Genomic DNA, 13,917 nt, shown 5'->3' with positions numbered 1-13,917 from the left:
CGCCGCCGACGCCTCCGACGCCTCCGACACCTCCGACACCTCCGACGCCTCCGACACCTCCGAGAGGAACCAGACCACCATGACCACCACGCCCGCCCCCTCGCCCCCGCGGCCCACGGCTCTCGCCAGCACGACGCTCGAGGCCCTCCCCGCCACCGTCGCCCGGCCCACCTACGACCGGGCGGCCGTCACCGCGGGCATCGTCCACTTCGGCGTCGGCGGATTCCACCGCGCCCACCAGGCGATGTACGTCGACCGGCTGATGGAGCAGGGCGTCGACGGCGCGCTCGACTGGGGTATCTGCGGGGTCGGGGCCCTCCCCCACGACCGTCGGATCATCGACACGCTGACGGCGCAGGACGGCCTCTACACCCTCGTGGTCAAGCACCCCGACGGCCATCGGGAGCCGCGCGTCATCGGCAGCATCGTGGAGCTGGTGTTCGCCCCGGACGACCCCCAGTCCGTCGTCGACCGGCTGGCCGACCCGCGCACGCGGATCGTGTCGCTGACGATCACCGAGGGCGGCTACCTCGTCAACCAGGTCACCGGTGCGTTCGACGCGGACGACCCGTCGATCCGGGCCGACCTCGAGGACGGCGCGGTCCCGCGCACCGTCTTCGGGTACGTCGTCGCGGGCCTCGCGGCCCGCCGGGACGCCGGCGAGGCCCCCTTCACCGTCATGTCGTGCGACAACCTCCCCGGGAACGGTGACGTCGCGCGGACGATGATGACGGCATACGCCCGCCTCAAGGACCCCGGGCTCGCCGACTGGATGGACGAGCACGTCTCCTTCCCCAACGGCATGGTCGACCGCATCACGCCCGTCACGGTGCCGGACGACATCGACCGCCTCGTCGAGGAGTTCGGGGTCCAGGACGGGTGGCCCGTCGTGTGCGAGCCGTTCACCCAGTGGGTCCTCGAGGACCACTTCACGCAGGGCCGGCCACCCTTCGAGGAGGCCGGAGTACAGCTCGTCGAGGACGTTGTGCCCTACGAGCTGATGAAGCTGCGCCTGCTCAACGCGAGCCACCAGGCGCTCTGCTACCTCGGCTACCTCTCCGGCTACCGCTACGCCCACGAGGTCTGCCAGGACCCCCTCTTCGTCGACTTCCTGCTCGGCTACATGGAGCACGAGGGCAGCCCGACCCTCCCGGAGGTGCCGGGGGTCGACCTCGACGCCTACCGCCACGAGCTCATCGCGCGCTTCGCCAACCCGGAGGTGCGCGACACCCTCGCGCGGCTCTGCGCCGAGAGCTCGGACCGCATCCCGAAGTGGCTCGTGCCCGTCATCAAGCGCAATCTCGAGACGGGTGGGGAGATCGACCGTTCGGCGCTGGTTGTCGCGTCGTGGGCGCGCTACGCGGAGGGCGTCGACGAGCAGGGTGAGCCGATCGAGGTCGTCGACCGCGTCAGGGACCGTGTCATGGCCGCGGCCGCCCAGCAGGGCACCGACCCGCTCGCCTTTCTTCGCGACCGAGACCTCTTCGGTGACCTCGTGGACGACGAAAGGTTCACCGTGGTGTTCACGCGCGCACTCTCGGCCTTGCACACCAAGGGCGCTCGGGAGACCCTGCAGTCATGGACCGGGCGGAGCAGCACGACGTGACCGATGGACGCACCCTCGTCGCGGGGGTCGACAGCTCGACCCAGTCGACGAAGATCGTCGTCTGCGACGCCGAGACGGGCCAGGTCGTGCGCACGGCGCGCGCCCCGCACCCCGACGGCACCGAGGTGCACCCGGACCGCTGGTGGGAGGCCTACGAGCGGGCCGGCGCCGACGGCGTCCTCGACGGCGTGGCCGCGGTCGCGGTCGGCGGCCAGCAGCACGGCATGGTGACGCTCGACGAGAACGACACCGTCGTGCGGGACGCCTTGCTGTGGAACGACACTCGCAGCGCGGGAGCCGCGCGTGACCTCACGGACGAGCTCGGCGGGGTCGCTGCGTGGGTCGACGCCGTGGGCCTCGTCCCGGTCGCGAGCTTCACCGTGACGAAGCTGCGCTGGCTCGCCGAGCACGAGCCCGACCTCGCCGCCCGCGTCGCGCGGGTGGTCCTCCCCCACGACTGGCTCACGGGCCGGATCCTCCAGCAGGGCAGGGGGTTCGAGCGCTGGAGCACTGACCGCGGCGACGCGTCGGGCACCGGCTACTGGTCGGCCGGCGACGGCGACTACCGGCTCGACCTGCTCGAGCGGGCCTTCGGACGGGCGATCGAGGTCCCCGAGGTGCTCTCTCCGGCCCAGGCTGCCGGCCGCACCGCCGACGGCCTGCTCGTCGCCGCCGGCACGGGTGACAACATGGGCGCCGCGCTCGGCCTGACCCTCCACCCGGGTGACGTCGTCGTCTCGCTCGGCACGAGCGGCACGGTCTTCACACCCCACGGCACCGCGATCCGCGACGAGACCGGCGCCATCGCCGGCTTCGCCGATGCGACCGGCCACCACCTCCCGCTCATGTGCACGCTCAACGCGGCCCGCGTGCTGTCGGCGGCCGCCTCGATGCTCGGTGTCGACCTCACGGAGCTCGACCGGCTTGCGCTGCAGGCGAGCCCGGGCGCCGGCGGTCTGACCCTGCTGCCCTACCTTGACGGCGAGCGCACCCCGGACCTCCCCGATGCCACCGGCACGCTGAGCGGCCTCACCCGCTCGAACGCGACGCCCGAGAACCTCGCCCGGGCCGCGGTCGAGGGGATGCTGTGCAACCTCGTGGCCGGCGTCGACGCCCTGCGCGACCACGACGTCGACGTCGCCCGGGTGCTGCTCATCGGCGGAGCAGCCGCCTCACGCGCGGTCCGCGAGATCGCACCGGGCCTCTTCCGCGCCCCCGTCGTCGTGCCCGCTCCGGCCGAGTACGTCGGCGTCGGCGCCGCACGCCAGGCCGCGTGGGCCCTTTCGGGAGAGGCGGACCCACCGACGTGGGCCCTCGCGATCGACTCGGAGTATGCCGTCCGGCCGGGTGACGAGCAGGCGCACTCGGACGTCGTGGCGCGCTACCGGGGCCTCGTGTCGCTCACCCACGGGTTCTGAGCGGCCGCGCCTCGGGATGCGGGCGGCATACACCCTCACGCCTCCTGGAGGTTCGGCGCGTGTGGCCGAGCCTCCAGGAGGGCGCCTACGAGTGGTGCCGTGGCGGGACGGAGAGGCCGGTGCTCAGGCGAGGGCCTTCGCCTTGAGGGCGGTGAACTCGTCGGGGGTGATGGCGCCCGAGTCGAGCAGCTCCTTCGCCTTGGCGATCTGCTCCGGCGCCGAGGTGCTCGAGGCGCCCGCGACCGAGCGGACGTACTCCTCCTGCGCCTGACGGGCCTCGGCGTACTTCTGAGCCGAGCGCTCGTTCATGCCTCGACCGCGGACGATGAGGTAGACGATCGCCGTGATGAACGTGAAGAAGATGAGGCACACGACCCACAGCGCCTTCATCCCACCGGAGACCTCGGGGTCGCGGAACAGGTCGGCCACGATCGAGAAGAGCACCATGAGGTAGGACGCGAACGCGAAGAAGATGATGATGAACCAGACGATGTCCCAGAACGACATGGGGCGACCTTTCTCGGAGGGCAGCACCCAACCGGTGCTCACTCCCATGGTCGTGAGCCGCCGGCGCCCTCGGCATCATCCACACGGGGTGACTGCGCGGCGCGGGGTCACTCAGCGGTACTCCGGGTTGTGCCAGCCGAAGTGCTCCCCCGCGTTCCAGGCGGACCGGAGGTTGCCGTATGCCGGCACTCCCCCAGCGTCGTGGAGCATCCTCCCGAGGTGCATGAGGTTCCACGTCATGAAGGTCGTGTTGCGGTTCGTGAAGTCGTTCTCGGGGCCGCCGCTGCCGGCGTCGAGGTAGCTCGGCCCCGGCCCGGCCTCGCCGATCCAGCCGGCGTCGGCGTTGGGCGGGATCGTGTAGCCGACGTGCTGGAGGCTGTAGAGGACGTTCTGCGCGCAGTGCTTGATGCCGTCCTCGTTGCCGGTGATGAGGCAGCCGGCGACCCTGCCGTAGAAGAGGTACTGCCCCTGGTCGTTGAGCATCCCGCTCAGCGAGTAGATGCGCTCGATGAGGCGTTTCGTGACGCTCGAGTTGTCGCCGAGCCAGATCGGGCCGGCGACGACGAGGATCTGGCTCTCGAGGATGCCGGGGTAGAGGTCGGGCCAGGCGTCGGTCTCCCAGCCGTGCTCGCGCATGTCGGGGTAGACGCCCGTGGCGACGTCGTGGTCGACGAGGCGGATCTCGTCGACGGTCACCCCGTGGTCGCGCATGATGGCGGCGCTCGCGTCGACGAGGCCCTGCGTGTGGCTCGTCTCGGGGCTCTTCTTCAGCGTGCAGTTGACGTAGGTGGCCTTGAGGCCGGTGAAGTCCCAGTCGGTCATGGAGCCGACTGTCCTCCGTCGCGGCTCGCCGCCGCAATGCTCTGGATGTGACGAGGTGCTGACGTCCGACGGACGTCAGCACCTCGTCGGCCTGCCGTGGCCGCGGCGTGGGACCGGTCAGCGGCGCGTGTGGGCCATCACCCGACGGATGTAGAGGATTCCGATGACGGCTCCGGCGGCGCCGGCGAGGCCGCCGACCGCTTCGAAGGTCAGGCTCGACTGGACCGCGTCCATCAACTCGGACAGCGAGTCGGCCTGCTTGACCTTGGTGTCGGCGGAGCGCCCCGCCATGACGAGCAGGACGTTGAGGAAGATGAGGACCCACAACGCGATGACGAGCCGCGGCGTCCCGTTCGGACGACCGGGCTTCGCCGTGGGGCTGGCGTGCTCGGTGCCCCACATCAGGTCCCGCAGGGCCAGCGGTCCGAGGACGATGTTGGCGATCGGGATGAACCAGCCACCGATCGCGAGCCCGGTGCCACGGGTGTAGAGGCTGTGGTCCGAGCGGTCGGAGGTCCACACGCGGTGGAACCAGACGAGGAGGAAGACCGCCGCCAGCGCGCCGACCCCGAGAATGAGCCAGTAGAGGCTCTGTGCTCCTTCGGCCTCTCGCTCCATCGCGGCGAAGTCGCGGTCGCTGAGCAGGCCCTTGACCTTGACGTCGAGCGAGGTGAGGTAGAGGTTGGCGAGCGCCGCGAGGACGAAGAGCGCCTGCGCGATGATCGCGACGACGGCCGTGGACTGCCGCCACGGGCGGACGTTGATGTTCTTGAAGTTCGCCGTGACGCCCGGCTGGCTGACGCCCGGCTGCCCCGCCGCGACGGGCTGGCCGGTCGGCGCGGGCAGCTGAGCGGTGGCGGCGGGCGGGGCGACGGGAACGGGCGGACCGGCGGGAACGGGCGGACCGGCGGGTGCCGGCGGGACGGTGGCGGCCTCGGGCACGGCCGTGGGTTCGTGAGGTGCGGCGGGCTGGGTCATGAGTCTTCTCCCCTGTCGATGACGTCGAGCGCCCGAAACCTACAGCAGCAGGCGTGGTGACAGGGGCGCACGGAGCGCGACCCGCCGCGAGGCGGGCCGACGCCGGCCGGCGCCGGCAGGCACCGGGCCCGCACCGGGCCGCCCGTGCGGTCACATCTGCTCGGGGGACTCCAGGCCGAGCAGGTCGAGACCGGTCGTCATGACCCGGAAGACGAGGGCGCACAGCGTCAGTCGCGACTCCCTGACCTCGTCGAGCTCGGCCTTGAGCACGGGGCAGTTCTCGTAGAACGCCGAGAACGCCTGGGCCAGCTCGAAGAGGTAGCCGGCGAGCCGGTGCGGCTCGTAGGTGTCACCGACCTCGGCGACGACGTCACCGAAGCCGAGCAGGTGCATGGCGAGGGCGCGCTCGTGCGGCTCGCCGAGCAGGATCGGGGCGTGCTGCGCTGCGGGGTCGAGGCCGATCTGGCGGAAGATCGACCGGATGCGGGCGACGACGTACTGGAGGTACGGCCCGGTGTTGCCGGTGAGCGCGACCATGCGGTCGAGGTCGAAGACGTACTCGCTGTCGTGCGCGACGGACAGGTCGGCGTACTTCACGGCGCCGATGCCGATCTGGCGGGCGATCGTGGCGCGCACGGTCTCGTCGAGGTCGGGGCGCGTGCCGTCGATGACGGTGCGGGCCTTCTCGACGGCCTCGTCGAGCAGGGCCATGAGCCGCAGCGGCTTGCCGGAGCGGGTCTTGAGGATCTTGCGGTCGTCACCCAGCACGTTGCCGATCTGGACGTGCACGGGCACGACGTCGTCGGGCAGCCAGCCGGCCTTGCGCGCGGTGTCCCACACCATGTTGAGGTGCAGGGCCTGCGGTGCGCCGATGACGTAGAGCACCCGGTGCGCCTTGAGGTCCTCGACGCGGTGCTTGATCGTCGCGAGGTCGGTCGTGCCGTAGTTGTAGCCGCCGTCGCTCTTGCGGATGATGAGCGGCACCGGCTTGCCCTCGCGACCGGTGTAGCCGTCGAGGAAGACGCACAGGGCGCCGTCGGAGACCGTCGCGATGCCCTTGGCCTCGAGCTCGGCGCACAGGTCGGCGAGCACCTCGTTGTAGGTGGACTCGCCGGCGAGGTCGTCGTCGGTCAGGGTGATGCCGAGCGTCGAGTAGATCTTGTTGAAGTAGATCTTCGACAGGTCGACGAGCTCGCGCCACAGGGCGAGCGTCTCGGGGTCGCCCGCCTGGAGCTTGACGACCCGGGTGCGGGCCCGCACGTTGAAGTCGCCCTCGCTGCCGGCCGGCTCCGCCTTGTCGGCACGGTCGAACTTGACCCGGGCCGCCTGGTAGAAGGCGTTGGGGTCGGTGACGAGCAGGTCGGCCTCCTCGGAGTCACGACCGACGTCGAGGAGGTGCTCGATGAGCATGCCGAAGGGCGTGCCCCAGTCACCGATGTGGTTCTGGCGGATGACGTGGTGGCCGAGGTGCTCGAGCGTGCGGGCCAGCGAGTCGCCGACGACGGTCGTGCGCAGGTGCCCGACGTGCATCTCCTTGGCGACGTTGGGCGCGGAGTAGTCGATCGGGATGTTCTGCGTCGCCTGGAGCGCGACACCGCTCCGCTCGTCGGCCTCGACGTCCTGCAGCAGGCCGGCGATCCACGAGCTCGAGAAGGTGAGGTTGATGAAGCCGGGGCCGCTCACCTCGACGGAGTCGCACACGCCGTCGAGGTCGAGGGCGTCGACGATCTTGGCCGCGACCTCGCGCGGCGGCATCCCGACCTTCTTGGCGAGCGCGAGCGCGGCGTTGACCTGCACGTCGGCGAACTGCGACGGACGCAGCACCGGGTCGGCCTCGCGGAAGTCGTCACCGAGGGCGGCGGCGATCGCGGACTGGACCTTGGGCGTGAGCGCGACGAGCGGGGAAACCATGCCGGCAAGTCTATTTGCGCCGACCGGGTGCCCGCGCCACCGTTTCGGCCGGGCCCTCCGAGGGCGTATGCCGTGTCGCCCGGACCGCCCGCGGGCGCGGTCCCGTGGCGGGGACCGGCCCGGACGCCGGCGTGGCCACGTGCACACCGTGGTGCACGTGGCCACCGACCCGGCGGGGCGTCAGGGAGAGGTCACTCGCCCTGGCGACGGAAGCCCGCTCGACGGGCCGCGTCCTCGCTGTAGAACCACACGTCGGGCTCGACGTCGTCGTAGCCGGCGTCGTCGGGTCCGACGAAGGTCGTGCCCTCGCGGGTGCCCTTGACGGCGTGGCCGAGCGGCTGGGCGCCGTCCGCGAGCGGGGCGGCCGAGCCGAGGCCGAAGCCGCCGTCGACGACCTCGTCGAAGCCGGAGACGCGGCGGCCGGGAGCGGAGTCGCCCTGCGCCGGCTGCTCGCTCGACGCCTCGTCCGACGCCTCGGCCGGCTCCTGCGCCGGCTCGTGGACGTCGGTGGAGCCCGTACCGCCGGCAGGCTCGTCGGTGGACCCGACGGTGGAGTCGTCGGTGGAGTCGTCGGTCGAGTCGCTGGGGGTCCCGGTGTTCGCGGGCTCGGCGAGCTCGTCGTCCGCGTCGCTCTCGTGCGAGTGCGGCGCCATGTCCACGTCGAGCCCGTCCGCGGCGTCGTCGTCGGTGCCCTCGTCGAGACCGCGCTCGCCCGGGGTCGTCGCCCACGGCTGGCCGCGGTGGTCGCCGGGGTCGTCGGTCGGGGTGCCACCGTCGGTCACGACGTCGTCGCGCTCGTCCAGGGCCGGGATCACGACCTCGTGCGGCTCCTCGGCATCGGCAACGGGAGGCGTGAAGTCCACGTCCGTGGCGTCCGTGGCGTCGGTGGCGTCAGTGGCGTCGGTTGCGTCGGTGGGGCCGGTTGCGTCGGTGGGGCCGGACTGCGTGTCGCTCACGGTCGTGGACCTTTCGTCTGAGGGCTGCTCCGTCGCAGTCCCAGTACCCGCTGCGCCCTCCGAGGACGCGTCCGGCGCGTCCGGCGCGTCGTCGGCCGCGGCGGGTGCCGTGCCGGAGACGGCGTCGTCGGTGGTGGCGACCTCCGTGACGGTGCCCGATCCGTCGACGTCGTCACGGTCGTCGTCATGGTCGTCGTCATGGTCGTCGTCATGGTCGTCGTGGCTCGCTTGCGCCACCCCCACGGCGGCGGCGCCGACGGCAGCACCGCCGAGTGCAGACGTTCCCGGGTCGTCCGTGCCGTCGTGCGTCGCGTGCGCGTGGTCGTCGGGCTCGTTCTCGTCGGCACCTGCATCGGCACCCGCATCGGCAGCGCCGGTCTCGGTCGGTGCCCAGCTCGTCGAGGCGGGAGCGGTGCCGTCGGTGTCGTCGGCCCCGTCGCCCTCGTCGGTGCGGCCCGTGACCTCGGGCTCGTCCGAGGCGTAGGAGGACTCGTCCCCCACCCGCTCGTCGGCGAGGTCCGCGTCGCTCGCGAGGTCGGTGCTCCTCTCGGACGAGACGTCCTCGGAGGGAGCCCAGGCGGGCTCGTCCGCGTCCCGGGTGTCAGCGGTCTCGTCGTCCACGGGTGCGACCGCGGCCGACTCGATCGGCTCGGACGCCATGCTCGGCTCGTCCTGCTCGTCGGTCACCGCGGCGTCCGACGGAGCGAAGGGGTTCTCGGCGTCGGCGAGGTCGTCGTCGTCGTCGTGCGTGAACGCCGCGGCCCCGACCGCTGCAGCACCGGCAGCACCGGCAGCACCGGCAGCACCTGCCGCACCAGCCGCACCGGCACCACGCGGCGGCTCCTGACCCGGAAGGCGGTTGCCGGCGTCGTCGACGCGGAAGCCCTCGTCGTCGGTGGGGACGTCGGGGTCGACGCGGTCGGCCTCACGCTCGAGTCCCGCGTGCTCGACGCGGGCGGACTCGGCGGATGCGCGGTGCGCCTCGGCCTGCTCCTCGAGGCGCCTCGCCTCGGCCGCCTTCTGCTCGGCCTCGGCGGCCTTGCGCTCGGCCTCGGCGCGCGCGTCGGCGGCCATCGCCGCGGTCACGGAGGCGCGGTCCTCGGTGTCCTGCACCTCGGGCAGTCGCTCCTCGACCTTGGCTCGCAGCTCGCCGGCCTCGAAGCGGCGCGCCTCGACCTCACGACGCCGCCCTGCCGAGACGAACAACCAGATGATCACTGCAATGACGACGATCGCCACCACGATCCACAGAATCGTCTTGCCTGTGTCGGACATGCCATCCCCTTACGGATTTCGGGCCCTCACGACCACTTCCCCCGAAACCTACTGTGCTGAGGGACCTCGGTGGCGCCCAGCGCGCCGCCGTCGTCGTGGACGTACCCCGAACCGTGGGCGCGACCGCCCGGTTCCCACACGACTGTCCGCGCGTATGCCGTCCGGCCGGCCGCACGGCATACGTCATCGGTGCACGCGGTGCTGCCTCGCGCAACGCGCGCGCGAATCCTGTTGCTTCGCGGACCAGCCCGTCACCGGGCCGGGGAGGGTCAGCCGAGACCGAGCCGCTTGGCCGTGGTCTCGCGCATCTCGACCTTGCGTATCTTGCCCGTCACGGTCATCGGGAACTCGTCGACGATCTCGACGTAGCGCGGGATCTTGTAGTGGGCGAGCTGCCCGGTGCAGAACTCGCGCAGGGACTCCGCGGTCAGCGGGGTGGCGCCCTCCTTCATCCGGACCCAGGCGCACAGCTCCTCGCCGTACTTCTCGTCCGGGACGCCGATGACCTGCGCGTCGAGGATGTCGGGGTGGGTGTAGAGGAACTCCTCGATCTCGCGGGGGTAGACGTTCTCGCCACCGCGGATGACCATGTCCTTGATGCGACCGGTGATCTCGACGTAGCCGTCGTCGTGCATGACGCCGATGTCGCCGGTGTGCATCCAGCCGTCCTCGATGGCCTCGGCCGTCTTGTCGGGCTGCTCCCAGTAGCCGAGCATCACGGAGTAGCCCTTCGTCATGAACTCGCCGGCCGTCCCCCGAGGCAGCGTCTCGCCCGTCACCGGGTCGACGATCTTGATCTCGAGGTGCGGGCCGACCCGGCCGACGGTGCCGACCTTCTGCTCGAACGTGTCGTTCGTGCGGTTCTGCGTCGACACCGGTGACGTCTCCGTCATGCCGTAGCAGATGGTCATCTCCTCGATGCCGGCCGCGATGAGCTTCTTCATCAACTCTGCGGGACAAGGGGATCCGGCCATGATGCCGGTGCGCACCGTGGACAGGTCGTAGTCGGCGAAGGACGGGAGGTTCCACTCGGCGATGAACATCGTCGGCACGCCGTAGAGGGAGGTGACCTTCTCGTCCTGGGTGGCCTGGAGGGTCAGCGCGGGGTCGAAGCCGGGTGCGGGGATCACCATGCACGCGCCGTGGGTCGTGCACGCGAGGTTGCCCATGACCATGCCGAAGCAGTGGTAGAAGGGCACCGGGATGCAGACGCGATCGGCCTCGGTGTAGTCGCACAGCTCGCCGACGAAGTAGCCGTTGTTGAGGATGTTGCGATGGCTGAGCGTTGCACCCTTGGGGAATCCCGTTGTGCCCGAGGTGTACTGGATGTTGATCGGGTCGGTGTTGGAGAGACCCGCCTGGACTCGCGCGAGCTCCTCGGGGGTCACCTCGTCGGCGCGGGCGACGAGCTCGGCCCAGTCCGACGTGCCGATGTAGACGACCCGCTCGAGGCCAGCGACCTCGCCGCGCACCTCGTCGACCATCTGCCGGTAGTTGCTCGACCTGAAGGACTCCGCCGCGATGAGCGTCGAGATCCCTGCCTGGCCGAGGACGTACTGCAGCTCGTGGGCGCGGTAGGCCGGGTTGATGTTGACGAGGATGGCGCCGATCTTTGCCGTCGCGTACTGCACCAGCGTCCACTCGGAGCAGTTCGGCGCCCAGATGCCGACGCGATCGCCCGTCCCGACACCCACGGCGAGCAGCGATCGGGCCAGCCGGTCCACGTCGGCCCGCAGCTCGGCATACGTCCACCGTCGACCCTGGGTGACGTCGACGAGGGCCTCCCGCTCGCCGAAGCGCTCCACCGTGGCGTCGAAGCTGTCGCCGATCGTCGTCTCGAGCAGCGGGGTGTCGGTCTCTCCCCGCGTGTGCGCGAGGTGCGGGTCGAGCGTGGCGGGCGGTGCGGCGGTCATCGGTGGCCTCCCGGCGTGCAGCGGTGAACGGTCCTCACCACACCCAACCCCGGCGCGACCCGGCGCACAAGAGATGTCCGCCGTGGCCGTCGCCACCTTCGCAGGTATGCCGTCAGGCGAGCTGCAGGTGCATCTTCAGCTGGGCGGCCCCGTCGCCCTCGAGCCGGTTCAGCGCGATCCGCCGTCCGGTGACGAGGAGCAGCAGGGCCGAGGCGGGGCCGGCGACGACGGGCCCGCTGCCGGCCGACCAGTCCGTGTCGGTCGCCACGAGCCGGTAGCCGTCGAGCGGCAGCTGCCTGAAGACCGAGCCCGTCCACCCGTGGCGCGTGGACCAGATGTGATCGACCGCGATGGCTGCCGCCCGGGGCCGCATCTCGAGGTCGATCCCCAGCGGCTGGGCGATGTCCTGGGCGTGCACGAGGGTGTCGGAGAGACTGCCTGCCGGGGCGATGAACGAGTTGCGCCGTCGCGACCCGATGCCGGCACGGATGCCGGCGATGATCTCATCGGTGGGCAGCGCCGCCTGCAGCCGGGCCGTGCGGTCGATCATCCGGTTGAGGGAGAGCGCGCCGAGCAGGCTCGGGTGGGCGGTCAGGAAGCGAAGGATGTCCGGGAGGTGCTGCCGCTGGAGCGTGAGGTGAGCCGCGACGTGCCGCACCGTCCAGCCGTCGCAGAGCGAGGGGTGGTCCCACTGCTCCTCGGTGAGCGCCTCCAGCATCGCCGCGGTGCGCCGGCGCTGGTCGTCGACCTCGGACCAGATGACGTCGAGGTCTGGTGTCGCTGCTGTCGTTCCCACGTCGATCCCCTTCTCTCTCGGATTCTCTCGCTCGACACGCGGCTGGGGAACCGCGTCGCTCAGGTGTCGTCCCAGGCGTCGTCGCTCAGGTGAAGACAGGTGGCCGCTGCCTCGTGCGCTTCAGCTCGAAGAACTCGGGGTAGCCCGCGAGCAGCCGGGTGCCGTCGAACACCTTCACTGCGTCGTCCCCGCGCGGGATCGCGTTGAGGACCGGCCCGAAGAAGGCGACCCCGTCGATGTGGGTGGTCGGGGTGCCTGCGTCACCGCCGACGGGGGCCACCCCGGCGTCGTGGCTGCGCCGGAGCTCCACGTCGGCGTCAGGGTCGTCGAACGCCAGGGCGAGGTCCGCGGGCAGCCCGGTCAGCACGAGGGCGATCTCGATCGCATGACGCAGCTCCATCGTCGTGTGGTAGCGCCAGCGGTCGAACAGCTCCGCACCGAACGCGGAGTACAGCGAGGGGAGGGCGTCCTCGCCGCAGCGCGCGCCTGCTGCGGCCATGACGCGCGACGGGCCCCTCGTGGCCTCGACGTTCGCGCGATAGCCAGGTGCGACGTCTGTCCGATGCTCGTTGAGCAGGTACAGGCTCATCACGTGGAAGCGCAGGTCGAGGGGGATCTCGCTCGCGACCTCGTGGAGCCAGCGTGACGCCGTCCACGAGTAGGGGCACACCGGGTCGAACCAGAAGTCCACCACCACGGCCGGCCTGCTGCTCATCGCCCTCACCCCTCGCTATCATCTAGTTCGATTAGCTGACCACTATAGTTCGACTGGCTGACTATTTTCAAGAGGTGCGATGTCGTCCCAACGTCCCGAACCCTTCGTCGGCCTGCTCATGTTCATCGCCGCGCGCGACGTCGAGAACCGTGTCGTCACGGCGATGCGGCGTGCGGGCATAGACGACATCACGCTGGCCCAGGCGCGGGTGGCCGCCCGGATCGGGGAGCACGGCACCCGCCTGACCGACCTCGCCGAGCAGGCCCAGGTGACGAAGCAGACGGCGACGGCCCTCGTCGACAGGCTCGAGGCAGCCGGCTACGTCGAGCGCGTGCCGGACCCCACCGACGGACGGGCCCGCCTCGTCCGGCTCACCGACAAGGCCGCGACCCTCCTGCCGATCGCCCGCGCCGAGGAGGCGCAGATCGAGCGCGAGTGGGAGGCCCACCTGGGGCCGCGGCGCATGCGCGAGCTCCGCGAGGCACTGGTCCTCCTGCGCGAGATCACCGACCCGTACCGCGACGACGACTGAGCGGACCTCGGCGTCGTGACGGCGTCAGAAAGGCGAGCCCGCAACCCCCACCGCGACCCCTGACGGGCGTACGTTTCCGACCACCGATCAAGCAGGGGTCGGACGGAACCGCCCGAACGGGCACCGAGCAGGGGAGCCCCTCTTGCTGCGCACACTCACATCCGCACTCGGTCTCGCGCTCGTCGCGGCGGTCACGCTGGCCGCCCCGGCCCACGCCGCCCCGGCCGCGGGCACCGTCAGCATCCAGGGGGACGCCGGCGACTACATCACCCAGGGACTGTCGTAGGCGTACGCCACCCCGGGCGACCGCATCTCGCTCTCCGGGGACGCCCAGCGCCTCGCGATCTCCATCGCGGGAGCCAACGGCGACGACTGGACCATCGACGCCGCCGCACCGACGGGCCAGTCGCTGACGTCCGGCACGACGTACACGGCCACCCGCTACCCGTTCAACGACGTCGGGGTCGCCGGGTTCGACTACAGCGGGG

General features: G+C 71.2%; 13 protein-coding genes. 4 read left to right on the top strand and 9 right to left on the bottom strand.

The features are described from left to right. Positions 1–79: 79 nt before the first annotated feature. On the top strand, positions 80–1,606 hold the full coding sequence (locus tag ACSSS0_RS13750; RefSeq protein ID WP_487228423.1) for a mannitol dehydrogenase family protein: 1,527 nt from the start codon (positions 80–82) through the stop codon (positions 1,604–1,606). Continuing rightward, positions 1,579–3,024 (top strand): xylulokinase, encoded by a 1,446-nt coding sequence (xylB, locus tag ACSSS0_RS13745; protein ID WP_487228422.1) that lies wholly within the window; start codon positions 1,579–1,581, stop codon positions 3,022–3,024. The genes ACSSS0_RS13750 and xylB overlap by 28 nt, the downstream gene beginning before the upstream one ends. Before the next feature lie 123 nt (positions 3,025–3,147). On the opposite strand, the gene ACSSS0_RS13740 is transcribed toward xylB, so the two are convergent. The 8 genes from ACSSS0_RS13740 to ACSSS0_RS13705 all read right to left on the bottom strand — a co-directional run bounded on the left by ACSSS0_RS13740 (position 3,148) and on the right by ACSSS0_RS13705 (position 12,897). Beyond that, on the bottom strand, positions 3,148–3,531 hold the full coding sequence (locus tag ACSSS0_RS13740; RefSeq protein ID WP_487228421.1) for an SHOCT domain-containing protein: 384 nt from the start codon (positions 3,529–3,531) through the stop codon (positions 3,148–3,150). Between the two features lie 111 nt (positions 3,532–3,642). Further along, complete coding sequence (locus ACSSS0_RS13735) at positions 3,643–4,353, bottom strand: flavodoxin family protein (RefSeq protein ID WP_435987374.1); 711 nt, start codon at positions 4,351–4,353, stop codon at positions 3,643–3,645. A gap of 117 nt (positions 4,354–4,470) precedes the next feature. Beyond that, positions 4,471–5,331, bottom strand: a complete 861-nt coding sequence (locus ACSSS0_RS13730) for a DUF4328 domain-containing protein (RefSeq protein ID WP_487228420.1) — start codon at positions 5,329–5,331, stop codon at positions 4,471–4,473. 150 nt (positions 5,332–5,481) lie between these two features. After that, complete coding sequence (gene argS, locus ACSSS0_RS13725) at positions 5,482–7,242, bottom strand: arginine--tRNA ligase (protein WP_435987376.1); 1,761 nt, start codon at positions 7,240–7,242, stop codon at positions 5,482–5,484. Positions 7,243–7,433: 191 nt separating this feature from the next. Continuing rightward, complete coding sequence (locus tag ACSSS0_RS13720; RefSeq protein WP_487228419.1) at positions 7,434–9,473, bottom strand: sunset domain-containing protein; 2,040 nt, start codon at positions 9,471–9,473, stop codon at positions 7,434–7,436. 269 nt (positions 9,474–9,742) lie between these two features. After that, positions 9,743–11,386 (bottom strand): AMP-binding protein, encoded by a 1,644-nt coding sequence (locus ACSSS0_RS13715; protein WP_487228418.1) that lies wholly within the window; start codon positions 11,384–11,386, stop codon positions 9,743–9,745. 112 nt (positions 11,387–11,498) lie between these two features. Next, complete coding sequence (locus ACSSS0_RS13710; RefSeq protein WP_487228417.1) at positions 11,499–12,182, bottom strand: maleylpyruvate isomerase family mycothiol-dependent enzyme; 684 nt, start codon at positions 12,180–12,182, stop codon at positions 11,499–11,501. Positions 12,183–12,267: 85 nt separating this feature from the next. Beyond that, positions 12,268–12,897: a mycothiol-dependent nitroreductase Rv2466c family protein gene (locus ACSSS0_RS13705; RefSeq protein WP_487228416.1), complete on the bottom strand. Its 630-nt coding sequence runs from the start codon at positions 12,895–12,897 to the stop codon at positions 12,268–12,270. 79 nt (positions 12,898–12,976) lie between these two features. Here ACSSS0_RS13705 and ACSSS0_RS13700 point away from each other — a divergent pair, with 79 nt between their 5' ends. After that, positions 12,977–13,429 carry a MarR family winged helix-turn-helix transcriptional regulator gene (locus ACSSS0_RS13700; protein ID WP_487228415.1) on the top strand — a complete coding sequence of 151 codons (453 nt, stop codon included), beginning with the start codon at positions 12,977–12,979 and terminating at the stop codon, positions 13,427–13,429. 142 nt (positions 13,430–13,571) lie between these two features. Then, positions 13,572–13,715: a hypothetical protein gene (locus ACSSS0_RS13695; protein ID WP_487228414.1), complete on the top strand. Its 144-nt coding sequence runs from the start codon at positions 13,572–13,574 to the stop codon at positions 13,713–13,715. Here ACSSS0_RS13695 and ACSSS0_RS13690 read toward each other — a convergent pair. Beyond that, positions 13,691–13,867 carry a hypothetical protein gene (locus ACSSS0_RS13690; RefSeq protein ID WP_487228413.1) on the bottom strand — a complete coding sequence of 59 codons (177 nt, stop codon included), beginning with the start codon at positions 13,865–13,867 and terminating at the stop codon, positions 13,691–13,693. The two genes, ACSSS0_RS13695 and ACSSS0_RS13690, sit on opposite strands and share 25 nt — an antisense overlap. Between the last annotated feature and the right edge of the window lie 50 nt (positions 13,868–13,917).

It is taken from the genome of Terrabacter sp. R4-6, assembly GCF_057529065.1.
Note: the sequence above shows the minus strand (reverse complement) of the source record. Positions and strands in the feature narration are given on the sequence as shown.

What these genes read in the sequence shown, in the direction of transcription:
- ACSSS0_RS13750 (WP_487228423.1), top strand. Translation starts at nt 80, where the DNA reads ATGACCACCACGCCCGCCCCCTCGCCCCCGCGGCCCACGGCTCTCGCC.
- xylB (WP_487228422.1), top strand. Translation starts at nt 1,579, where the DNA reads ATGGACCGGGCGGAGCAGCACGACGTGACCGATGGACGCACCCTCGTC.
- ACSSS0_RS13740 (WP_487228421.1), bottom strand. Translation starts at nt 3,531, where the DNA reads ATGTCGTTCTGGGACATCGTCTGGTTCATCATCATCTTCTTCGCGTTC.
- ACSSS0_RS13735 (WP_435987374.1), bottom strand. Translation starts at nt 4,353, where the DNA reads ATGACCGACTGGGACTTCACCGGCCTCAAGGCCACCTACGTCAACTGC.
- ACSSS0_RS13730 (WP_487228420.1), bottom strand. Translation starts at nt 5,331, where the DNA reads ATGACCCAGCCCGCCGCACCTCACGAACCCACGGCCGTGCCCGAGGCC.
- argS (WP_435987376.1), bottom strand. Translation starts at nt 7,242, where the DNA reads ATGGTTTCCCCGCTCGTCGCGCTCACGCCCAAGGTCCAGTCCGCGATC.
- ACSSS0_RS13720 (WP_487228419.1), bottom strand. Translation starts at nt 9,473, where the DNA reads ATGTCCGACACAGGCAAGACGATTCTGTGGATCGTGGTGGCGATCGTC.
- ACSSS0_RS13715 (WP_487228418.1), bottom strand. Translation starts at nt 11,386, where the DNA reads ATGACCGCCGCACCGCCCGCCACGCTCGACCCGCACCTCGCGCACACG.
- ACSSS0_RS13705 (WP_487228416.1), bottom strand. Translation starts at nt 12,897, where the DNA reads ATGAGCAGCAGGCCGGCCGTGGTGGTGGACTTCTGGTTCGACCCGGTG.
- ACSSS0_RS13700 (WP_487228415.1), top strand. Translation starts at nt 12,977, where the DNA reads ATGTCGTCCCAACGTCCCGAACCCTTCGTCGGCCTGCTCATGTTCATC.